Here is a 20,965-nt window from a genome sequence, read left to right on the forward strand (position 1 = left end):
AGCCTCGCAGGTCGCGCTGTGACAGACAAGCGGCGATGACCAGCATGCATATCAGATGATGTGATAAGCAAGGCACAAGAATTTCGTTCGCACCGAAAGACCCTTCTTTTAAGGTGGTCGGCTTTCACGGCGCCATTCGGTGCCACCTCCGCGAAAGGAAAACCGCATGGCCTTGCTGGTCACCGAGGATTGCATCAATTGTGATGTCTGCCAGAGCCTGTGCCCCAATGGTGCGATCAGCCAGGCTGAGGGCGCGTCGCTCATCGATCCGGTGTTGTGCACGGAGTGTGTCGGGCATTTCGACGCGCCACAGTGCGTGGAAAACTGCCCGAGCGACTGCGTGATCGAAGATCCGGACCACCGCGAAAGTACCGGGACATTGCTGCAGAAGCATCAGCTTATCGCCAGCTTTGGTTGAGCCGGATGGATCATGCCGACACATATCATCAGAAAGGCCATCCGCACCGTGCCGGACTGGCCGCAGGCGGGTATCTGCTTCCGCGATATCACTCCTTTGCTGCAGGACCCCAAGGCCTTCCGCCTGTTGATTGGATTACTTGCTGAACGTTATCGCACCCGGCCACCCGACTACGTGGCAGGCATCGATGCGCGCGGCTTCATCCTTGGCGCGGCGCTGGCGTACGAGATGGGTGTCGGCTTCATCCCGGTACGCAAGAAGGGCAAGCTGCCTTTTGCCACCGTGTCCGAAGATTACGCGCTGGAGTACGGCACGGCCTGCGTTGAAATCCATGCCGACGCCTGTTGTCCGGGCGACCGTGTGCTGCTGGTCGACGATCTGGTGGCAACTGGCGGTACCATGCTCGCCGCAGCGCGCCTGATCCGCAGATTGGGCGCTGAAATTGTCGAGGCCGCAGCCATCGTGGATCTGCCCGAGCTCGGCGGCTCCAGCCTGATCCGGGCGGCGGGCATCAACGTTTACGCGGCGTGTGATTTTGCCGGGCATTGATTTTTTGAGGAGTAGAAATTGATCGTCATTCTGGGCGCCATGGACAGCGAGATCGCTGAGTTCCTGTCGGTGATGGAGCAGCGCGAGACCTCGGTCTGGCAAGGCATCGAGGAACATCGCGGACTCATCGACGGCCACCGCGTGCTGGTCAGCAAGACGGGCGTGGGCAAGGCCATGGCCGCCATGCGCACCCAGCATTTCATCGACAAGGCCGCGCCGCGTGCGCTGCTGTTCACCGGTCTCGCCGGCAGCCTCAAGACCGACATCCGCATTGGTGACACCGTGCTCGGCCGTGATCTGGTGCAGCACGATCTGGAAAGTGTGGTGCTGGGGCTGCCGCGCGGGCAGATCCCTTTCACCGAGATCCGCTTCCTGACGCCGGACCCGGCCTTGCTGGCCCGCGCGACTCAATATCAGCCGCCGGAGGGCAAAGTCCATCTGGGCCGCATCTGCACCGGTGATCAGTTCATCACGCACCGCGAAATGAGCAGCCACGCCTACCTGCATCAAGAGCTGGCCGGCGACGCCGTGGAGATGGAAGGCGCCGCCGTAGCGCTGGTGTGCTCGCTCAACGCCATTCCCTACCTCGTGGCCCGCACCATCTCCGACATGGCCGACGAGGATGCCGTCAGCAACTTCGAAGAGATCCTGCCGCGTGCCAGCCAGAACAGTCTGGCGCTGGTCCGCCATCTGCTGGCGGGAATGTAGGTCTGGTCGAGGTGATGCCCTGAATGCTGCTACTGGCGGCGCTCTTCAGCCTGCTGTGCTGCAGAGTGTCGTCAGATGCGCCTGTATGGAAGAGCAGGCTGAAGAAGTCCGCCAGTAGCGGCTCTTCGCGGTATTGAAAATAAAAAAGCCCGCGCGGGCTTTTTGCAGCGCAGGCCAGCATCGAATCAGGGCGTGTGGGCCTGACTTGCTCACCCGGGGGCGCTACCGCCTGCTCTGATGAAGGATTACAGCCCCGTCATCTTCAGGAGGGTGTCCGGCAGGCGCTCTCCCTGAATCTCAATTCCCGCCAGCCGGGTGTGAATGCGCGTGAGATCGTCGGCTCCGAGTTCGACGGCCACCGCGCCCAGATTCTCCTCAAGGCGATGCAGTTTGGTGGTGCCGGGGATCGGCGCTATCCAGGGTTTTTGCGCGAGCAGCCAGGCCAGGGCGATCTGCGCGGGCGTTGCTCCTTTGTCGGCAGCGATGGACTTGAGCACATCCACCAAAGCAAGATTGGCCTGGCGGGCTTCGGCTGAGAAGCGCGGCACGAAATTGCGGAAGTCGCCCTCCTCGAACTGGGTGCTGGCGTCGATCCTGCCGGTCAGGAAACCCGCGCCCAGTGGGCTGAAGGGTACGAAACCGATGCCCAGCTCTTCGAGGACGGGCAACAGTTCCAGCTCGGGCCCGCGCCAGAACATCGAATACTCGTTCTGTACGGCAGTGAGCGGCAGCACTGCGTGGGCGCGACGGATCGTGGCCACGCCAGCTTCCGAGAGGCCGAAATGGCGCACCTTGCCCGCGAGCACCAGATCCTTCACGGCACCGGCGACGTCTTCGATCGGCACAGCGGGATCGACGCGGTGCTGGTAGAGAAGATCGATATGATCGGTGCGCAGGCGCTTCAGACTGACTTCAACCGCTGCCTTGATGTGCGCCGGTTGGCTGTTGGTGCCAGCGCCGCGCTGCCCCGTCACCGGGTCGATGTCGAAACCGAACTTGGTGGCGATGACGACCTGATCCCGGATCGGCGCAAGGGCCTCGCCGAGCAGTTCTTCGTTGATGAAGGGGCCATAGGCTTCGGCAGTGTCGAACAGCGTCACGCCGCGTTCATATGCAGCGCGCAGCAGGCGGATCATGTCCTGCTTGTCTGCTGCTGAACCATAGATGTTGCCGGTCATGCTCATGCAACCGAGACCGATTGCCGAGACTTCCAGACCGTTGCCAAGTGTGCGGTATTTCATGTGCATGCTCCTGATGCGGATATGAACTCAGCGGTCCAGCTGGTGCTTGTGCAGGAAATCCGACATCAGATCGGCAATCTGCAGGTTGTTCAGGTCGGAGAACGGAAAATGGGTATTGCCCTTGATGCCGATCTCCGGCAAGTGCACGACTGAGGCATTACCGCCATGGCGATTGATGGCGTCCGCCCACAAACGCGCCATTGCGAGCCGTACTCGCCAGCCATCCTGGCCGGGGTTGGCGCTGGGCTCTGTCGGAATGAAGTCCCCGTAGTAGATGACAATGGGAATCTTGGTGAGTTTGAGGAACTCCGCCGGAGGGATTGCAACGGCTTCCAGAGCGCCGGCTGAGCTCGCCATGGCAGGGGGAAGCTCGTTCTGCGGAAACACAAAGCCGCTTCCGGGCTCGTAGGAAACGATGGCGCGGATCTGCGGATTCTTCATGGCTGCGAGCCAGCCCATGCCCCCGCTGTGCGAGTGAGTGACCAGAACGCCCGGGCCGATCTTGTCGAACAAAGCCGAGACGGCATCACTGGTCACCTGCACATCAATCGGGCCGGTATCCGGCGTCATGGCGCGGAAATACTGATCCAGTGCGTCTTTGGAGCGGGAGAACTGCACGCCGGGGAAATAGTCCGGCCACACGCCGACCCGAAAAGTGTTGAACCAGCGTTGCTCGTCTGGTACAGCGCTGACGCTTCCACCCTGCGTGCCGCGTCCGGCGGCACCACGCCGTGGCTGGTCAATCAGATAGGTGGCGAACTGTCGCCGAAGGAAGATGTTCTGATAACCCTCACGACCGTCCGCAGTTGTTTCCCAGGTCTTGGAAAACTGGCCGAAGCCATGCCACATCACCAGGGGCAGCTTCCTGGCCTTTACCGGGACCTGATAGAAAACACGGGCGTGATCGCCGTGCAGCGTCTGTCCACCCGAAGAGAGGTTGGTGGTATCAAAAACGCCCGTGCTCTGGATGACCGTACCTCCTACTGCAAAACTGCCCTGCTCTTGAATCATGAGGGGCTTTGCCGATTTGATCGGGCCCGCGAGGGCCAGCGGCGACGCGATGATCGTGGCGAATGCGAGTGTGATGAGCACTCGAGCACTGTTGTATTGGATGTTCATCTTGTTCCTTTGCTATTGATGGCCGGCTCAAGGCTGAAAATAGTCAGGCGAGCGGCTGAAGTCACAGGGCCTTACTTCAAGGGGGCTTCGACCCCGCTGAAGGCAAGCACCGCTTGCGGCAGGCGCTCGCCCTGGATTGTGATGCTGGCTAGTTCTGCATTCAGCGCGGCAAGCTCGGCGGCGCTGAAGGCGATTTCGCTGGCGCCGATGTTGTCGAGCATGTGAGCCATCTGTGTCGTGCCGGGGATGGGCACGATCCAGGGCTTCTGCGCCAGCAGCCAGGCCAGCGCAATCCGCGCAGGTGTCGTGTTCTTGCGCTCTGCCCAGCCCTTCACGAGGCGCACCAGCGCCATGTTGTTGGCCCGGGTTTCGGACGAGAAGCGGGTTTCGGTCTTGCGGAAATCACCGTCGGCAAAGCTGGTACGTTCGTCAATCGCGCCGGTAAGGAATCCCACCCCGAGCGGACTCCATGGCACGAAGCCGATGCCCAGTTCCTGACACAGAGGCAGGACTTCCTTTTCCGGCCCGCGCCAAAGCATTGAGTATTCGCTCTGCACCGCCGTGACCGGCAGTTCGGCGTGGGCGCGGCGCAAGGTCTGCAGGCCCATTTCGGACAAGCCCCAGTGCAGTACCTTGCCTTGGGCCATCAAATCCTTGATCGCGCCGGCCACGTCTTCGATCGGCACAGCGGGATCGACCCGATGCTGGTAGAGCAGGTCGATGCGGTCCGTGCGCAGGCGTTTGAGCATACCGTCGACGGCGCGCTTGACGTGGTCCGGACGGCTGATGAGGCCCGGGCGGCGCTCGCCGGTCTGCGGGTCGATATTCCAGCCGAATTTGCTGGTAATCACCACCTTGTTGCGGAACGGCGCAATCGCTTCGCCGAGAATCCGCTCGCACTCAAGCGGGCCATAGGCCTCGGCCGTGTCGAAGAAGGTGACGCCGTTTTCATAGGCCTTGCGGATGATGTCGATCATCTCGGGCCAAGCGGGGACGGTTGTCTGATAGGTGCGAGCCATGTTCTGCACGCCGAGGCCGATGCTGGAGACTTCCAGCTTGCCGAGCTTGCGCCGCGCGCCGGGCTGAGCGGCCGAGGCCGGCGTACTGCGGGTTTTCGCCTGTGCGTTCGTTGCAAGCCCGGCGCTAGCCAGGGCTGCGCCAGAAGCGACGGCCACCGATGTGCCGAGGAAGTTGCGGCGTGTGCCATCAAATTCAGGTGTGTTCATTTTTTATCCCTTTGTTTCATACCACGCATCGTTGATGAGTGTCCGTGAGCGCTTCAGAGCGTCCTGCCGTAAAACTGCCCGAGCTTATTTACTGCCTGATCCACGTATTTCGGCACCCAGTAGGTTTCGATGTGAGTGGCGCCTTCGATCTTGAACAGCTCTTTGTCTTGCGTGCCGGTGGCCTTGGCGAAAGCGTCCTCACTCATATATAGGCTGTCGGCCTTGCTGCCGGCAATCAGCAGCAGGGGCTTGTCGATCAGCCCGACCTGGCTGGTGGCATCCCAGCGCATCAAGTCGAGCAAGCTGCTGGTGGTGTACTTGAAGGTCGAGTTCGGATGGGCGTGCGTTTTCCAGTAGTACTCATACCCTTGGCGATACAGATCAAACGGCAATTTGGCGATCTGCTCGTCGCTCAGATTGGCGTCGCCCGAGTACAGGACGGGGCCGCCGGCCGCCTCCTGAGCGCGTGCAGCCGAGGCCTGCTGTAGACGGGTCTGGATCGTGTTCAGGGCTGAATCCACGTAGCCATTGCGGCGCACCCGACCCGAATTGAACATGCTCAGCGTGGCAATGGACTTGAAGCGTTTGTCGGTTTGCGCCGCCGCCAGCGAATAGCCGCCACCACCACACAAACCCAGCAGGCCCAGACGTGCGCTATCGGCGCCAGCGTACTGACTGATGAAGTCAGCCATGCCGTGGATGTCTTCAATGCGATGGGACGGTTTATCCACACTGCGTGGCTCGCCACCACTGGCGCCCTGGTAGGCAGCATCTGCGGCGATGGTGATGTAGCCACGCTCAGCCATACGCTGGGCATACAAGCCGGCGACCTGTTCCTTCACTCCACCATTGGGATGTGCGACGACCAGGGTGGGGTATTTTTTTGCGGGATCGTAGTTCGCTGGCGTATAGACGTTGGCCGCAATCGTGAGGCCGTTGAGCTTGTAGCTTACGGGGTGAATATTCACCTTGCCGGGCACGTTGGCGGAGATTGCTCCGTCATAGGCCAGCGTGAAGGGATTCTGTTTGTAGTCGGCAGCGATAACTGCGCCCGACGATGCACTGACGACAGCGGCCACGATGCTGGCATTGAGTAGATTGAGGTACATGTGAATGCTCCGAAATGTAAAAACCTAGCGCGCGGCGGGCGCCGGCGTGTTCTGGAAGACTTCCTTGGCCACCGCGGTGGCCGAGACGGCGCTTGGCCAGCCGGCATAGAAAGCCAGATGCGTAATCAGCTCGGACAACTCGGTGCGGCTCACGCCGTTCAGCTGAGCGAGTGCAAGATGAGACTTCAACTGGTCCGGGCGATTCATCGCCAGCAGCGCGCTGACGGTAATCAGGCTGCGGTCGCGCTTGGATAATTCCGGGCGCTCCCAGATGTCTGCATACAGCACCTGATCGGTGAGTTCGGCGAGCTTCGGCGCAGTGGCGCCCATCAGCTGCTGGGCTCGGGAGACCTGTGGCGCAGCCGGAGTTGTGGGGGCGGGAGCGGGTGCAATGCCGTACTGCGCATCGCTGACCTTTTCCATCCAGTCAGCGGTTTTCCCGGCCTCATGCTCCTGCACGGACAGATGCGTCATGCTGGCTTCCTGTGTGGCGCCATGCCAGTGTTTCTGCCCAGGCGGAATCCACACCACATCGCCCTGAGTGATCTTGCGGCGCTCGCCGCCCCAGAACTGCACATAACCCGCGCCGCGAATCACATGCAGATGTTGTCCGACCGGGTGCGAATGCCAGGCGGTGCGAGCCGCGGGCTCAAACGTAACGTGGGCCGCCGACGCACGGGAGGAGCCCTCGGCCGCAAACAGCGGGGCGACAGAGACCTTGCCGGTAAAGCGCTCGGCCGGGCCGATGCTGCCCGGGCGCTGAGCCTCGGCCGTGACCGGCACCGACAGCGCAGTGGCTTTCGCCGGTGCTTCAGCCGCACTGGCCGGCAAGGCCAGCACGCCCATCAGCGCGGAAGCCAGCAAACGCGGCAATAACTTCGAATCCATTTCATCTCCTCGCGGCATCAAGCCAAAGTAATCCTTGCTGCAATCCCCTCTTCAGCTCCTGATCCTCAGGGTGCGGTGGGAGGCAAGGGCGTGGATTGATCCTAGGTTGCTGCACACAAATCAACAATGGATGTAAAGTTGCACGACTTGTTCAATATTGCTCAACTATGCTGCGCGCCGGCCTTTCTGAACTTACCGCCTTCATCACCATCGCCGAGCAGCGCAGCTTTCGCGCGGCCGCGCGGATCTTGGGCGTGTCGCCCTCGGCACTCAGCCACACGGTGAAAAATCTCGAAGAGAGCCTCAATACGCGCCTCTTCAACCGCACCACCCGCTCGGTGGCGCTGACCGAGGCGGGCGAGCAGTTCCTGCGCCGCGTGGCGCCCGCACTGGGAGACATTCAGGACGCGGTCAACGAGATGGCTTCAGCGCGCGACCGTCCTTCCGGTTCGATCCGGATCAGCAGCGCGGAGGCAGGGGCACGAATCTTGATCAGGGATGTGCTGCCGGCTTTTCTGGCGGCCTACCCCGACATTCATGTGGAGTTCGTCGTCGACACCCGCTTCGTGGATATCGTGGCCGATGGTTTTGATGCCGGCATTCGCGTGTTTCAGGACGTTCCGCGCGACATGATTGCCGTCAAGTTCGGGCCCGACTGGAGGTTCGTCGCGGTGGCGTCCCCCGCTTATCTTGCGCAGCACGAATTGCCGCGCACGCCGGAAGACCTCAAGCGGCATCGCTGTCTGCGCTTTCGCTTTTCCAGCGGTGCGCTGTATCACTGGGATCTGGCGCGCGGCGCAGTCAGCACGACACTCGACGTCGAAGGACCGATGACCCTGGGCAATACCAATCTGATGACCGATGCGGCGCTGGCTGGCATCGGCGTCGCCTGGGTGCCGGAATATCTGGTGACCGAGCATGTCGCGGCCGGTCGCCTGATTCACCTGCTGCCCGAATGGAGCCCGACGCTGCCCGGTCTGAGTCTGTATTACCCCGCCAATCGCCATCCGCCTGCTGCGCTCCGACTGTTTACTCAGGCCGTACGGGAGTGGGCGGGTAAATCGGTCGCGGGGTGATCTGGCAGACAGGCGCTGCGCATCCGTCGGTAAGGTAGCTTCAGGACTTCAGGACGCGGAAGGTGCGATCAGTGCCAGCTTCGGGTTCCGGGGGCGCGGCTGAACTTGCGCAGCTTTGTCCTCCGGCTGCTGGCGCCACCATGCATGCGTGCTGTTGCCGGTGTGGATATCCAGCCGTTCGCCGAATCGTGGCGTGCTCAGGGCAACGCCGCCTTGTTCGGCCAGTGCAGTGATGCGTTCCAGTGGCTCGGTCCAGGCGTGCAGGGCGAGATCAAAGGTTCCGTTGTGAATCGGCACCAGCCGCTTGCCCTTCAAGTCAATGTGCGCCTGAATGCTCTGCTCGGGCTGCATGTGCACGTCGGCCCAAGCTTCGTTGTAGGCCCCGTTTTCAATCAGCGTGAGATCGAAAGGGCCGAATCTTTCGCCGATCTCCCGGAAACCGTCGAAGTAGCCGCTGTCGCCGCTGAAAAATACGCGGCTTTGCGGCGCGATCAGCACCCAGGAGGCCCACAGGGTGCTGTTGCGGTCAGTCAGGCTGCGGCCGGAGAAATGCTGCGCGGGGGTGGCGATCAGGCGTAAGGCACCGACCTGTGTTTCCTCCCACCAGTCGAGCCGTTGGATCTTTGTGGCCGGAATTCCCCAGCCGATCAGGCGCTCGCCGACGCCTAGCGGAGTGACAAACATGCCCACCTTGTCTGCGATGGAGAGGATGCTTTCCCGGTCAAGATGGTCGTAGTGGTCGTGCGAGAGGATGACGGCTTCGATGGGTGGCAGATCATCGCGGGCGATAGGGGTGGTGTGAAAGCGCTTCGGCCCGGCAAAGGAGAAAGGCGAGGCACGCTCGGCGAAGACCGGGTCTGTCAGCCAGAATTTCCCCTCCAGCTTGAGCAGGACGGTGGAATGCCCCAGGCGCCACAGGCTCTGGTCCGGTGCCTGCTGCAGATCAGCGGGACTCAGGGGCAGAACTTCAAGTGCAGCGCCGGGGCTCGCATCGGGCGATTTTCCGGTCAGATATCGCCAGGTTCCCTTCAGGCTGTCGGCGAAATTCAGGCCCCGCTCCTGGGTGAGATTGTGGAACTGGCCGTTGGCGTAGTGGCTGGCGCTAGGCCGCTCGCGCTGAATGTCCGGTGCGGCTTCAAAGATCGACGAGTAGGCCATGATGCTTGTTCCAAGTAGTAAAGGCAGGAGCAGCCAGCGAGGCTTGAGGCGGACGTGCGGCATCTCAGGCATCCGTCTGGATCTGCGCGGAGCTCAGTACGGATCTGCCTCGCGCGGTGGGCAGGCCTGAAATCAGCACCTGGGCAACGTGCAGTGCCTCGACCGGGCGCAGGCCGAGCGGGATCGCGCGCCCGAGCAGTCTGAAGAGCGCAGCAGTCACTTTCTCGGCCAGGCGAGACTTCTGCCCCAAAGCTGCGCGATCACCCAGTAGCAGCGAAGGGCGGGCAATCAACAGCGCATCGGTCTCGAGTGCAGCCAGCGCTTCTTCAAGCTCGCCTTTCACTCGGTTGTAGAACATGCGGGAGCGGGCATTTGCGCCAGCAGCGCTGACGAGGGCGATGCGTTTCGCGCCAGCCGCCAGGGCAGCGTGTGCAACGGCCAGATTCGCCTCGAAATCCACCGCGTGGAAAGCGGCCTGGCTGCCCGCATCCCGGATCGTGGTGCCGAGTGCCAGGTAGACTTCGTCCACCGGCGGAAGGGGTGGCAGCGTTTTGAAATCGACCTGATGCACCACGAGATTCGGGTGCCGGATGGCCAGATCACGCCGGCCAAGAGCATGCACTTCGCTCACCGTCTCGTCCGCCAGCAGCGCTTGCAGGAGGTGTTGCCCGACCAGACCGGAGGCGCCTGCGATGGCGACACGCCGTGCGTGGGGAGGGTTTGGATTTGTCATGTTGTGTTCCATTTCAGGTGACGCGGGCAATCATGCTTGCTGACGCTCAGGGGCGTGCGTAAAGAGGTAACGTGCCGAGATCATCAGTGTCAGAAAGAGCAGCAGCGCACTGACTTCCAGTGTGTGCCCGGTGCGTTGGGCCAGATCGGCCGCGTCGTGACTGATCTGGCCGCCCGCGGTGAAGACCACCACCAGCACCGCCAGCCCCAAGGAACCGCCGAACTGGTGGGCCACGTTCACGAGGCCCGAAGCGGCACCGGCATCCCGGCTTTCCACGCCAGCCACGCCGGCCATGGTCAGCGGCGCCAGCACCCAGCCCTGGCCCAGACCGATCAGGATCATAGGCAGCACCAGCCCGGCGAGATAGGAGAGTTGCGGCGCGGCCAGCCCCTGCCAGAGCAAGCCCGCCACACACAGCACCAGCCCGCTGAGCAGCACCCGACGCGGCCCGAAGCGGCGCATGACGCGCGGCACCGACATGGAGGAGATCAGCTGCGGAATTGTCACCGGCACAAACGCCAGCCCCGCCAGCATTGGGCTAAAGCCGAGCACGCGCTGCAGGTATTGCGCGGTGAAGAACCAGAAGCCGACCATGCCGCCCAGAAACAGCAGGCGTGCCGCGTAGGCCGCGTTGCGGCTGCGGTCGGCAAACAGGCGCAGCGGCAGCACCGGCTGGCTGGCCCGGCTTTGCTCCCACAGGAAGAAGCTCAGCAGCAGTACTCCAGCAAGGATGGTGTAGTGCGACCAGGGCGAATGCCAGCCGACTTCAGCGGCCTCGACGATGCCGAAGACCAGCGCGCTCATGCCCAGCGTGGAGCTGATGGCGCCAGCCAGATCGAACTGGCCGGCATGGCGCGGCGTTTCTTCGATGTAGCGAAGACTCCCCAGAATCAACATCAGGCCGATCGGCAGGTTGATGAAGAAGCCGGCACGCCAGGAAATCAGGTCGGCCAGCAGGCCGCCCAGCACCAGCCCCACCGTGGCGCCCATGCCTGCGGCTGCGGCATACCAGGAGAGGGCCCGGGTGCGCTCGTGGCCTTCGGCAAAGTAGACCGAAATCAGCGCCAGCGTCGAGGGCGCCAGCACGGCTGCGCCGAAGCCCTGCACGGCGCGGAAGCTCAGCATCCAGACCGGTGAAGTCGCGGCACCGATGGCCAGCGAGGCCAGCGTGAAGATCGCCAGACCGGCAATGAACATGCGCCGGCGGCCGAGGATGTCACCCGCCCGTGCGCCCAGCAGCAGGAAGCCGCCGAAGGCCAGGGTGTAGGCGTTCTGCACCCACGACAATGTCGCCGGCGTGAAGCCCAGCGAGCTCTGGATGCGCGGCAGGCCGGTGAGCACGATCGAGATGTCGATCACGATCATCAGGTAGCTGGCCATGATGATGGCCAGCACCATGCCCGGGTGAGTGACGCGCTTCATTCTTTGGCTCGCCCGGCCAGATACTGCACATCGCTGACCTGTTCCTGCCAGTCGGCGGCGCAGCCATCGAGCTGTTCCTGAATTGCAATATGGGTCATCGCTGTCGTGGTACTTGCGCCATGCCAGTGCTTCTCGCCCGGTGCGATCGACACCACGTCACCCGGGTGGATTTCCTGAATCGGTCCGCCCCATAGCTGCACCCGACCACAGCCTGCGGTGACGATCAGGGTCTGACCAAACGGATGGGCATGCCAGGCCGTGCGTGCTCCGGGCTCGAAAGTCACCGCGGCGCCGGATGTACGGGCAGGCTCCTGCGGCAGGAACAGATAATCGACGCGAACCGCGCCGGTGAAATAGTCGGCCGGGCCCTTCGTGGAGGCTTGTGATCCGCTACGTGTGATGTGCATGAGGATTTCCTTTCGATCCGGCTCATGGCTGAGTAAGTCAGACGGTCGCTTGAGCTGACCGTCTGATGCTGGGGAGGCTTACAGGGCGTTTTTGAGAATGGTGCTCACCACATCGCGGGTGTAGATCTCGGCGATGCCGAACCACTTGGCATTGCCCAGCACGTTTTCGATCGTCGCCGGCAGGTCCGCCTCGGTGATCCCCAGTTGCGACAGGCGGGTCGGTGTACCGATCTTGTCGAACCATTTCTCCAGCGCGGCGATGCCTTGCTCCGCCGTGTCGAGGCCGAAGATTTCCGTGGCGAAGCGCTGGAACTGCTGCGGGTTACGGCTGTGATACCACTTCATCCAGGCCGGCATGATCACCGACAGGCCCGCGCCGTGCGGCACGTTGAAGAGCGCGGAGAGCGAGTGCTCGATCATGTGGTTGGGATAGCTGAAGCCTGCCGTGCCAGCATAGGTCAGGCCGTTGAGTGCCTGCGTGGAGGCCCAGGCAAACTGGGCGCGGGCGTCGTAATCCGCCGGATCAGCGAGCAGGGTCTCGGTCGTTTCGATCACCGTGTTGATCACGGCTTCGACCAGGCGGGACTGGAAGCGCGGCTGTACTTTGGCCGTGAAGTAACCCTCGATCGAGTGAGCGATGATGTCGGCAGCGGAATACACGAGGTAATCGCGCGACACGGTCTGCATCAGTGCCGGATTGACGATCGACACCTTGGGGAAGGTGTGCACCGAACCGATGGCGAACTTCTCCTTCGTTTCCTCGTTGGTCACCACCGCGCCATTGTTCATCTCGCTGCCGGTGGCGGCGAGTGTCAGCACGCTGAAGATCGGCAGCGCAGCCTTGATGGTGGCTGCGCGGCTGAAAAGCTCCCACACGTCGCCCTCATGCAGCACGCCAGCCGCAATGGTTTTGGAACTGTCGAGTACCGAACCGCCACCCACCGCGAGGACGGCCGCCACCTGATGGGTGCGGGCCAGCGCGATCGCCTCGCGCACCTTGGAAATCACCGGATTGCTGACGATGCCGCCGCATTCGACGAACTCGATGCCTTGCGCGGCGAGGCTCTGCGTCACCGTGGCGAACAGGCCTTCGCGTTTGATGCGCTCGCTGCCATAGGTCAGCAGCACCTTCTTGATGCCATGCGCGGCCAAGTGCTGGCCGATCTGCTGTTCCTTGTCGGTGCCGAAATCAATGGTGGTCGGGTTGAAGAAAGTGAAGTTGTCCATCTGTGTCTCCAGAGAAGTGGGGTAGGGAATTGATGGGCTGAACTTTAGAGGCCAGACAAACATCAAACTAGACAGATATGGATTGAATGATTTACAACCATATGATGTAAATAAACGATCTGGACTCAAGATGTCGATCAATGAGCTGCGCTCCATCACCACCTTCATTCGCACCGTTGAACTGGGCAGTCTGAGCAAGGCCGCGGCCGCCCAGCAGATCTCGCCGCAGGCGGCGAGCAAGGCACTCGGGCAACTGGAGGAATATCTGGGCGTGCGCCTGTTTCACCGTACGACGCGCAGCATGGCGCTCACCGAGGAAGGCCAGCGTTTTCTGGATGCCGCCAAGCCTTCGCTGCAGGGGCTGCAGCAGGCACTGCTGTCGGTGCGCCAGACGCGGGAAGATTTCGCCGGGCCGCTGCGTATCAGCGGGCCGCGCACCGTCCTGCCATCCGTCGTCGGCCCGCTGCTGGATGAATACCTGCGCCTGTATCCCGAGGTGCAGCCCGATCTGCAGTTCGACGACCGCATCGGCAACTGGGTCGAGGAGCGCGTCGACGTGGGCTTCAGGCTGGGGCATGCGCCGCAGGAAGGGCTGATTGCCCGGCGCCTGTTTCCGATGCAGCTGATCATCTGTGCCGCACCGAGCTATCTGCGCAAATACGGCGTGCCGCACACGCTGTTCGAGCTGGCAACCCATCGTTGCAGCGCTTTTCGCCGCAGCGACGGGCGCGTCGTACCGTGGAGCGTGAAGATTGGCGACAGCATTCAGGACCAGCCCATAAATCCGGCGTTCTGCACCAATGATGAAGCCTTCGAGTTGCGCACCGTGCTGGCCGGCGAAGTGATCGGCCAGCTCGCCGCGCCCAGCGCCGCGGCACTCATTCGTTCCGGACGTCTGGTGCCCTTGCTGATCGAACACGTGGCGGACAACTTCAGTCTCTACGTCTACTACGGCAGCCGCGCGGCGGTGCCGGCACGGGTGCGGCGCTTCATTGATCTGGCGGTCGACCGGCTCACCGATAGCAGTGATTTCGTGCTGAGCGCCGCAGAGCTGGCCGCCAGCGCAAGCAAGCAGGGCCGCATCTGAACGATAACAAGTCGCCACCTGAAGAGCCGCTTCTGGCGGGCTTCTTCAGCGTGGTATGGCGCAGAGGTCCGTCGCACAAGCCTTCCAGAACAGGCTTTGTGAAGAGGTCCGCCGCATGCGCCTCTCCAGGCGACAGGAGAGGCGTTTTCCGAGTGCATTCGGGTGGCGCGCGGGCTGATTTGCATAAAGGGCGCAAGGGTATAAGCGAATAAGAACAACATGGTTAGGCGTGCTCCCATAACCCACTAAGCTGCCTCTCATCAGCCGTCCAGAGCGGCTATCTCTTGCAGGGAGGCAGCATGAAAGCACTGATCGTTGGCGCGGATCACGTTGATCCGATCAAGCATGAACTGACACAGAGCCCTCATTTCCCGGGGCTCAGCAGCACCGAGCACTGGACGGGGCGCAAGGTCGGCGATGAGCGGCGCAAGATTCCCGGCAATACCGGCCTGATCGTGGTGATCTGCGACCGCATCAACCACAAGCTGCTGCGCAATGTGCGTGAGCAAGCCAAACGCCAGGATGTGCCGCTGCTTTACGCACGTCACTCCCTGACGGAAATCCGCGAGAAGCTGGCCGGTATGCAGTTGGCGTGACGCTCCTGGATATGCGTCGTGGATTCGACGTGTCCGAAGCGTCGAGCTGTGCATGCTCAGGGGCTGAGTCTGCTGCGTTGGAGTCACGGATATTCTTATTGTCTGAAGATGAATTTCCTTAGCAGGATGCATTAGTTCAAAACGCATGCCAGATGGTGAAACATGCTTGAACGCTTCTTCGCGGGCGTGTCTTCCCCTCACTGGATAAACAAGGAAATACCATGCAGCACCTTGCAGCACGATCACGCATTTTCGGAATCAGCATTGCCGTTCTCGCCAGCACTTTTCTGGTCGCCTGCGGTGGCGGTGGAGATGCTGGCGAAACCAGTAACGACTCGGCGACAAGCAGCCCGCAACCTGTTGTTCTGGCCTCGGACAGCTTTACGCAGGGCACTGGCAACTGGAAGATCGAACAGCAGGACGCCACGGGAACGGTCAGCGCGGCCAATGGCGTGCTCGACATCGTTCAGCCTTCCGGCGCCACGCTGTGGTTCAAGCAGAAATTCTCCGGCGACTACGAGATCCGTTTCACCGCGACGCCAGTGCCGATTTCAGTCAGCGGCTTCACGGATCGGATCTCGGACCTGAATGTGTTCTGGAACGCCACGCAGCCGACCGGCACCGAGCCTGACCCGACAAAACTGACGTTTGACGCTGCACTCAATTCGTACAACCCGCTGTATCTGTATTACGTCGGCTTTGGTGCCAATGGCAACAAGACCACGCGCCTGCGTCGCAACGATGGCACGGCAACGCGTCCGCAGATCACGGGCTATGCAGTGGCCGGTTCGGCTACGGCGGATGACAAGGCCGGAGCGATGACCCCGGCAACCAGTCTGACGGCCAATACGCCGGTGAAGGTGCGCATCGTTTCGCGTACGGCCACGGCGGATGATCCGCTGACCCTCAAGTGGTATGCCAATGATGTGCTGATTTTCAGCTACACCGATGCGGCGGCCTACAAGGAAGGCTGGTTCGCGTTCCGTACCACGACCAGCCATTGGCAATTGCGCGACTTCTCGGTCGTCAGGTTGTAAATCCGGCAAGGCGGCTTCCTGCCCGGAAGCCGTCGTTTTGCCGGGCGTCGCGCCCGGCAATGTCCCCCCCTTTTTCCGGTTCCCCCTTCACGCGGGGCGGTATCCGCTCGCGCATCTTCACGGAATCAAGCAATGACTGAATTCAGAAAACTTACACAACTGTTCGGCGTTTCGGCCCTTGCCGCACTGCTCGCGGCATGCGGTGGCGGGGCAAGCTCCGGCAACAGCAGCGAAACCGCCAGCGTTACGCCCGAACCCACGCTCAGTTACGACCTGGTCAACGAGTCCGAGCACGGCGCCACGCTCTATCAGAGCAGCAGCGCCCGGTATGTCGAAAAACTGGATCGTGGCCTGATCGCCGTCCAGTCCGGCAAGGGCTGGTTTCTCTCCTGGCGCCTGTTCGGCACCGAATACGGTTCGAAGATCGCATTCGATGTTTACAAGGGCGAAACCAGACTCAACAGTGCACCGATCACCGATGCCACCAGCTTTCAGGACGACTCCGCTGGCACAGGCACTTACTCCGTGCGTGCCATCGTCGATGGAACGAAATACCTTGCCAGAAGCAAGCCGGCACTGGCGCTCACGAACGGCTATCTGGAAATTCCGCTCAAAACCGCGCCGAGCGGAGTTGCCAGCGACTACTACGTTCAGCATGCCTGGCCGGCAGACCTGGACGGGGACGGACAATACGAATTCGTCATCGCCAGACTGCCCTATAACGACAAATCCGCGCAGCCGTGCCTGCTGGAGGCCTACAAGCTCGACGGCAGTTTTCTGTGGCGCGTCGACATGGGCCCGAACTCCTACGCCCAGGCGCCGGGCATCGGCCTGAACGATTCACCGCCCGCGTCGATCAGCGGCTTCGGCAATATCGCCGGCTACCGTAACGACGACATGGTCACGGTGTTCGATCTGGATGGCGACGGCAAGGCTGAAGTCCTGGTGCGGACGGCAACCGGTGTCACTTTTGCCGACGGGCGCTCTATCGTCTCGGACAATGTGGCCAATCAGTTCATCTCAGTCATCAAGGGTGCGACAGGTGCCGAAGTAACACGTTTGCCCCTTACTGATCTGGTGGAGCATGGCCCGGCAGGTGGTCAGTTCGGCATCGCCTATCTGGACGGGATTCATCCGAGTCTGGTGACGCAACTCACCACCCGCGGGCTGCCGGCCAAGAAGGGGATCTTTCATTTCATGGTTGCGGCATGGGATTTTGATGGCAAGAGCCTGACGAATCGCTGGAAGTGGTTCGCCGACAACGAGAAGACCGTGACGACGATACCCGAGCGTTTTCACCAGATCCGCGTGGTGGATCTGGATGGCGATGGCAAGGATGAGTTCATCGGCGGTAATTACGCGCTCAACAGTGATGGCACGCTGCGCTATGTCGTCGACAAGGCGGGCCACGGCGATCGCTTACAGATTGGCGAGTTCGACCCTTTACGCCCCGGTCTGGAAGGCTTTGGCATCCAGCAGTCCGAACTGGGTATCTGGAGCAATTTCCCCTGGTATTACTACGATGCCTCGTCCGGCACGCGCCTGATTACCGGCCAGCACCCGCCCTACATCGCGGAGAAGGCCTACGATGTGGCACGCGGCACGGCGGCCGACATCGATCCGCGTCATCCCGGCTATGAATTCTGGACCAGCCTGTCTGACCCCACGCTGCCGTCCTCGGGCATGTACAACGTCAAGGGCGAGCGCCTGACGACCAACGTACCGGGCGCGAACTTCCGCATCTGGTGGGACGGCGACGAAGGCTCCGAGTTGCTTGATGGAGTGCAGCAGGGCGCGGCTTACGTCGGCAAGTGGGATCCCGCAAGCGAAACCGTGCAGCACCTTTTTGATCCGGCCGGGGTCATCCTGTCCTGGCGTGGCGCACCGCCGTTCTATGGTGATGTGTTGGGCGACTGGCGCGAGGAAATCCTCCTCGAAACCAGTGATCGCACCGCTCTGCGTCTGTTCAGTACGAACCTGCCGACCCGCAAGCGCCTCTACACGCTGGCACACGACCCGGAATACCGGCTCGGTTTCACCGTGCGCGGCTACGCACAGTCGCTGCTGGTCGACTACTACCTCGGGTATGACATGAACGAGCCGCCCAAGCCAAACATCCGCACGCTGCGCTAAGCGCAGGTTCCGTCCCAGAACTAAGGCTTGTGAAGCAATGATGCCGGCGCATAGGAGGAGAACTCCGGTGCGCCGGTTTTTCTGCTTCCGGACACGAGGTGTCGGGACTGATGTGGCGGCATGCCTGAGAGCCGCTCTGCGCCTGCCTGTGCGGGCAGGGCGCCTGAAGAGCACCGTGTCTGGATCGGGGCTACACGACCCGAATCGGGTGCTCAGCTTATGCGGGAGCGGACGTCCCTCTCGACGAAATTGTTAGACGAAAAACGGCGGCTCAATGGGCTGAACCTTTCGCGCACATAGCTAGCAGGAAAACGAATAACCCGCAAAGAACGGCTAGCGACACCCATGCGGGAAGTGGCCACCTTGGGTCAGGAAGCTTCGAACCGGTTTTTTCAACAATCGCATCAACGCTCTTTGATTTCTTTAACCAGCCCCCACCGACAAAGCACAAATACGCGAAGTATGAAATCAATAGCAATATTGCAAGGTGGTAGAACATCGTGACCCAGAACGCCACAGGCTCCGCCTGCATACTGATTGATTCGCTGCTGTACCGGCTAGCTGTGTGAATGCCTCCAGAAACGACGCCCCGTACAACGACGAGAATTAAGTATGTGAATGCAAAAGACGAAGCCACCACAGCACCGACTCTTGCGACCCAAACACCTATACGACTTGAGGTGGATCCATTTTGTGGTGCATTCGTTTCGGACATGTGTAAAGCCTAACGCCAAGTTAACCAGTAGAGCGGAGCGATTTGCAGCGGCGCGTAAAATTTGCGAAGCAAATGCCCTGCTGCAAACTGTCCGTGTTGAACGCCTTGTTATGCGCTACCACCAATTTTTGGGCTCGCTAGAAACCTTAAAACCAGCTTGCTGAAGTAAACTGGACAAGGCGTCATCTCTAACCAAACACATGCCTTCGTGCCCGACCACCGCGGTGAACCATTGCGTGGCGCCCAACTTGTACAGCACAAGACTGTCGCAGTGAGCGACGACATCATTTTTAGCCCGTGACACTGACACAATGACACCTTCACTACAGTTCACCAATTCGGTGTGGCTTGGCGTGACGTTGTCACCGTAGGTAGTGACAGCCTCCAAGTTAGACTTCTGTACTCGCCAGCCGGCGATGTTCTCCGCTTTTGACTCTGGATAGAGCCAAGCACAAAACGAGCTTCTTTCTGCATTCGAAATAGCTCTGATCAGATCAAGCTGCCGACTAAAGTCTTTTTCTTCTACGTAGATCATGTGGTCCCTCTACCCATAACGTTAGAGGTAGGGGCGGCCGATAGGTCGTCCTTCTTGACTGATGGGATGGACTCCCCCTTCTTTTGGGCGCGAAATACGCGCAACCGGTGCTCATGGGGATGGGGGTCGGTCTTCAACAAAAGGAGGAGTCCGTCATGAATGCTACTACCGTTGCAGTGGATCTGGCCAAGAGCGTCTTCCAGCTGGCTGTTGCCGATGCGTCCGGACACGTCATCGAAACGCACCGTCTTTCCCGCACCCAATTCGAACGCTGGTTTGCCAATCGCGAAGTCTTTCTGGTCATCATGGAGGCGTGCGGTTCGGCGCATCACTGGGCGCGCTGGCTCAATGCTCAGGGCATTGAGGTTCGCCTGTTGCCTGCCGCGTATATCCGTGCCTACGTCCGGCGCAACAAGACCGATGAAGCCGATGCGCGAGCCTTGCTGGAGGCGGCCCGCAACGCGGATATCACGCCGGTGCGCATCAAGACCGTCGAGCAGCAAGCACTGCAGGGTTTGCACCGCATCCGCTCGGCCTGGATGGGAACCCGCACTGCACGCATCAACGCATTGCGCGGCTTCTGTCGGGAGTTCGGTCTTGCCGTTCCGCAGGGGGCGCGCACCGGGGTTGAAGCCATCAGCAGGACGCTCGCAGATCCTCGTTCGCCGGTGGCAGCCTTGATCCGCGAACCGATGCGGCTGCTCATCGAAGAGATCCGCCTGATCGAGCAGCGCATTGCGCAGCTTGAGCGTGAATTGACCGAGCTTGCCCGCCACAGCGCCGCCTGCACGCAGTTGATGACGGTACCTGGCATTGGTCTGCTCACCGCGACCGCGATGGTGGCGGCCACTGGAGGCGATGTGTCGCATTTCAAGGATGCCCGACATTTCGCCAGCTGGTTCGGGCTCACGCCCAAGGAGTTCTCGTCCGGCAATGCGCGGCAGTTGGGGCGCATTTCCAAACGGGGTGACCGCTACCTGCGCATGCTGCTCACCCATGGGGCACGCGCCGTGTTGCGCGCTGCCGCACTCGCTCGCAACGCGCAGCGAACGCTCGATGACTTGCGAACCTGGGCCACGACTGTTCAGGGGCGCACCAACCACAACAAGGCTGCTTGTGCGCTGGCCAACAAGCTCGCACGCATCTGTTATGCCGTGCTGCGCGATCACGCGGGCTACGGTACGCCAGCCCAACGACCGAGCCGCAAGCTTGAGCGTAGCGCTTTTGCGATTGCCGCCTGAGCCTTTCACCGCTTCATCCCTCTCACCTTTGCGCCGAGACTGATCGCTCATCATGGCAAACCGGGTCACACCCACGCGAATTGACGCCGATAACTCTTCCGGCTCCTCAGCAGCCGCTTGTACTGATTGGCGCTTCGCGGGCAGATTCCATGTCGGCACGGGTCACAATGAACCCACTCCAGATGCCGGATATACGACTGCAGGTGATTTAACCCGAAAAAACCAAACCTCGATCAGCCTTGATTTTCGGGGGAGTCCATATACGAACCTGGGCCACGACTGTTCAGGGGCGCACCAACCACAACAAGGCTGCTTGTGCGCTGGCCAACAAGCTCGCACG

General features: G+C 61.3%; 20 protein-coding genes. 9 read left to right on the top strand and 11 right to left on the bottom strand.

The features are described from left to right. The first annotated feature begins 166 nt into the window (after positions 1-166). The 3 genes from Q9Q94_RS14865 to Q9Q94_RS14875 are packed head-to-tail and all read left to right on the top strand — an operon-like array spanning position 167 to position 1,675. A complete protein-coding gene (locus Q9Q94_RS14865; protein WP_305980893.1) occupies positions 167-418 on the top strand; it encodes a YfhL family 4Fe-4S dicluster ferredoxin in 252 nt (83 codons plus the stop codon). 12 nt (positions 419-430) lie between these two features. Next, on the top strand, positions 431-967 hold the full coding sequence (locus tag Q9Q94_RS14870; protein ID WP_305980894.1) for an adenine phosphoribosyltransferase: 537 nt from the start codon (positions 431-433) through the stop codon (positions 965-967). Between the two features lie 18 nt (positions 968-985). Continuing rightward, positions 986-1,675, top strand: coding sequence for a 5'-methylthioadenosine/adenosylhomocysteine nucleosidase (locus Q9Q94_RS14875; RefSeq protein WP_305980895.1), 690 nt, complete (start codon positions 986-988; stop codon positions 1,673-1,675). Positions 1,676-1,920: 245 nt separating this feature from the next. On the opposite strand, the gene Q9Q94_RS14880 is transcribed toward Q9Q94_RS14875, so the two are convergent. The 5 genes from Q9Q94_RS14880 to Q9Q94_RS14900 all read right to left on the bottom strand — a co-directional run bounded on the left by Q9Q94_RS14880 (position 1,921) and on the right by Q9Q94_RS14900 (position 7,258). Further along, positions 1,921-2,916: an aldo/keto reductase gene (locus tag Q9Q94_RS14880; RefSeq protein WP_305980896.1), complete on the bottom strand. Its 996-nt coding sequence runs from the start codon at positions 2,914-2,916 to the stop codon at positions 1,921-1,923. Between the two features lie 27 nt (positions 2,917-2,943). After that, positions 2,944-3,927 carry an alpha/beta fold hydrolase gene (locus tag Q9Q94_RS14885; RefSeq protein ID WP_305980897.1) on the bottom strand — a complete coding sequence of 328 codons (984 nt, stop codon included), beginning with the start codon at positions 3,925-3,927 and terminating at the stop codon, positions 2,944-2,946. A gap of 179 nt (positions 3,928-4,106) precedes the next feature. Continuing rightward, positions 4,107-5,261, bottom strand: coding sequence for an aldo/keto reductase (locus Q9Q94_RS14890; RefSeq protein ID WP_305980898.1), 1,155 nt, complete (start codon positions 5,259-5,261; stop codon positions 4,107-4,109). Between the two features lie 53 nt (positions 5,262-5,314). Next, positions 5,315-6,370 carry an alpha/beta hydrolase gene (locus tag Q9Q94_RS14895; RefSeq protein WP_305980899.1) on the bottom strand — a complete coding sequence of 352 codons (1,056 nt, stop codon included), beginning with the start codon at positions 6,368-6,370 and terminating at the stop codon, positions 5,315-5,317. 24 nt (positions 6,371-6,394) lie between these two features. Further along, positions 6,395-7,258, bottom strand: coding sequence for a carboxymuconolactone decarboxylase family protein (locus Q9Q94_RS14900; protein ID WP_305980900.1), 864 nt, complete (start codon positions 7,256-7,258; stop codon positions 6,395-6,397). 167 nt (positions 7,259-7,425) lie between these two features. On the opposite strand from Q9Q94_RS14900, the gene Q9Q94_RS14905 reads away from it, so the two are divergent. Next, positions 7,426-8,334 carry a LysR family transcriptional regulator gene (locus Q9Q94_RS14905; RefSeq protein WP_305980901.1) on the top strand — a complete coding sequence of 303 codons (909 nt, stop codon included), beginning with the start codon at positions 7,426-7,428 and terminating at the stop codon, positions 8,332-8,334. A 48-nt stretch (positions 8,335-8,382) separates the two neighbouring features. On the opposite strand, the gene Q9Q94_RS14910 is transcribed toward Q9Q94_RS14905, so the two are convergent. From Q9Q94_RS14910 to Q9Q94_RS14930, 5 genes are all read right to left on the bottom strand, one after another. Then, positions 8,383-9,555, bottom strand: a complete 1,173-nt coding sequence (locus tag Q9Q94_RS14910) for an MBL fold metallo-hydrolase (RefSeq protein WP_305980902.1) — start codon at positions 9,553-9,555, stop codon at positions 8,383-8,385. A 1-nt stretch (position 9,556) separates the two neighbouring features. Then, on the bottom strand, positions 9,557-10,225 hold the full coding sequence (locus Q9Q94_RS14915; protein WP_305980903.1) for an NAD(P)H-binding protein: 669 nt from the start codon (positions 10,223-10,225) through the stop codon (positions 9,557-9,559). 30 nt (positions 10,226-10,255) lie between these two features. After that, entirely contained in the window at positions 10,256-11,647 is a 1,392-nt protein-coding gene (locus tag Q9Q94_RS14920) for an MFS transporter (RefSeq protein WP_305980904.1), read from the bottom strand. Further along, entirely contained in the window at positions 11,644-12,054 is a 411-nt protein-coding gene (locus tag Q9Q94_RS14925) for a cupin domain-containing protein (protein WP_305980905.1), read from the bottom strand. The genes Q9Q94_RS14920 and Q9Q94_RS14925 overlap by 4 nt, the downstream gene beginning before the upstream one ends. Before the next feature lie 78 nt (positions 12,055-12,132). Continuing rightward, on the bottom strand, positions 12,133-13,281 hold the full coding sequence (locus tag Q9Q94_RS14930) for an iron-containing alcohol dehydrogenase (RefSeq protein WP_305980906.1): 1,149 nt from the start codon (positions 13,279-13,281) through the stop codon (positions 12,133-12,135). A gap of 130 nt (positions 13,282-13,411) precedes the next feature. Here Q9Q94_RS14930 and Q9Q94_RS14935 point away from each other — a divergent pair, with 130 nt between their 5' ends. From Q9Q94_RS14935 to Q9Q94_RS14950, 4 genes are all read left to right on the top strand, one after another. Continuing rightward, positions 13,412-14,368, top strand: a complete 957-nt coding sequence (locus Q9Q94_RS14935; RefSeq protein WP_305980907.1) for a LysR family transcriptional regulator — start codon at positions 13,412-13,414, stop codon at positions 14,366-14,368. 299 nt (positions 14,369-14,667) lie between these two features. Beyond that, positions 14,668-14,964 (top strand): DUF2325 domain-containing protein, encoded by a 297-nt coding sequence (locus Q9Q94_RS14940; protein WP_305980908.1) that lies wholly within the window; start codon positions 14,668-14,670, stop codon positions 14,962-14,964. Between the two features lie 221 nt (positions 14,965-15,185). Beyond that, a complete protein-coding gene (locus Q9Q94_RS14945) occupies positions 15,186-16,001 on the top strand; it encodes a DUF6250 domain-containing protein (RefSeq protein ID WP_305980909.1) in 816 nt (271 codons plus the stop codon). 132 nt (positions 16,002-16,133) lie between these two features. Further along, a complete protein-coding gene (locus Q9Q94_RS14950; protein WP_305980910.1) occupies positions 16,134-18,134 on the top strand; it encodes a hypothetical protein in 2,001 nt (666 codons plus the stop codon). An 830-nt stretch (positions 18,135-18,964) separates the two neighbouring features. Here Q9Q94_RS14950 and Q9Q94_RS14955 read toward each other — a convergent pair. Continuing rightward, positions 18,965-19,384, bottom strand: a complete 420-nt coding sequence (locus tag Q9Q94_RS14955) for a hypothetical protein (RefSeq protein ID WP_305980911.1) — start codon at positions 19,382-19,384, stop codon at positions 18,965-18,967. A 155-nt stretch (positions 19,385-19,539) separates the two neighbouring features. Here Q9Q94_RS14955 and Q9Q94_RS14960 point away from each other — a divergent pair, with 155 nt between their 5' ends. Then, a complete protein-coding gene (locus tag Q9Q94_RS14960; RefSeq protein WP_305980912.1) occupies positions 19,540-20,625 on the top strand; it encodes an IS110 family transposase in 1,086 nt (361 codons plus the stop codon). Positions 20,626-20,965 lie beyond the last annotated feature (340 nt).

This window comes from Uliginosibacterium sp. 31-16 (assembly GCF_030730865.1).
GTDB lineage: Bacteria > Pseudomonadota > Gammaproteobacteria > Burkholderiales > Rhodocyclaceae > Uliginosibacterium.

Coding starts and splice junctions, on each gene's coding strand:
- Q9Q94_RS14865 (WP_305980893.1), top strand. CDS start 167: ATGGCCTTGCTGGTCACCGAGGATTGCATCAATTGTGATGTCTGCCAG.
- Q9Q94_RS14870 (WP_305980894.1), top strand. CDS start 431: ATGCCGACACATATCATCAGAAAGGCCATCCGCACCGTGCCGGACTGG.
- Q9Q94_RS14880 (WP_305980896.1), bottom strand. CDS start 2,916: ATGAAATACCGCACACTTGGCAACGGTCTGGAAGTCTCGGCAATCGGT.
- Q9Q94_RS14885 (WP_305980897.1), bottom strand. CDS start 3,927: ATGATTCAAGAGCAGGGCAGTTTTGCAGTAGGAGGTACGGTCATCCAG.
- Q9Q94_RS14890 (WP_305980898.1), bottom strand. CDS start 5,261: ATGAACACACCTGAATTTGATGGCACACGCCGCAACTTCCTCGGCACA.
- Q9Q94_RS14895 (WP_305980899.1), bottom strand. CDS start 6,370: ATGTACCTCAATCTACTCAATGCCAGCATCGTGGCCGCTGTCGTCAGT.
- Q9Q94_RS14900 (WP_305980900.1), bottom strand. CDS start 7,258: ATGGATTCGAAGTTATTGCCGCGTTTGCTGGCTTCCGCGCTGATGGGC.
- Q9Q94_RS14905 (WP_305980901.1), top strand. CDS start 7,426: ATGCTGCGCGCCGGCCTTTCTGAACTTACCGCCTTCATCACCATCGCC.
- Q9Q94_RS14910 (WP_305980902.1), bottom strand. CDS start 9,555: ATGCCGCACGTCCGCCTCAAGCCTCGCTGGCTGCTCCTGCCTTTACTA.
- Q9Q94_RS14915 (WP_305980903.1), bottom strand. CDS start 10,225: ATGACAAATCCAAACCCTCCCCACGCACGGCGTGTCGCCATCGCAGGC.
- Q9Q94_RS14920 (WP_305980904.1), bottom strand. CDS start 11,647: ATGAAGCGCGTCACTCACCCGGGCATGGTGCTGGCCATCATCATGGCC.
- Q9Q94_RS14925 (WP_305980905.1), bottom strand. CDS start 12,054: ATGCACATCACACGTAGCGGATCACAAGCCTCCACGAAGGGCCCGGCC.
- Q9Q94_RS14930 (WP_305980906.1), bottom strand. CDS start 13,281: ATGGACAACTTCACTTTCTTCAACCCGACCACCATTGATTTCGGCACC.
- Q9Q94_RS14935 (WP_305980907.1), top strand. CDS start 13,412: ATGTCGATCAATGAGCTGCGCTCCATCACCACCTTCATTCGCACCGTT.
- Q9Q94_RS14940 (WP_305980908.1), top strand. CDS start 14,668: ATGAAAGCACTGATCGTTGGCGCGGATCACGTTGATCCGATCAAGCAT.
- Q9Q94_RS14945 (WP_305980909.1), top strand. CDS start 15,186: ATGCAGCACCTTGCAGCACGATCACGCATTTTCGGAATCAGCATTGCC.
- Q9Q94_RS14950 (WP_305980910.1), top strand. CDS start 16,134: ATGACTGAATTCAGAAAACTTACACAACTGTTCGGCGTTTCGGCCCTT.
- Q9Q94_RS14955 (WP_305980911.1), bottom strand. CDS start 19,384: ATGATCTACGTAGAAGAAAAAGACTTTAGTCGGCAGCTTGATCTGATC.
- Q9Q94_RS14960 (WP_305980912.1), top strand. CDS start 19,540: ATGAATGCTACTACCGTTGCAGTGGATCTGGCCAAGAGCGTCTTCCAG.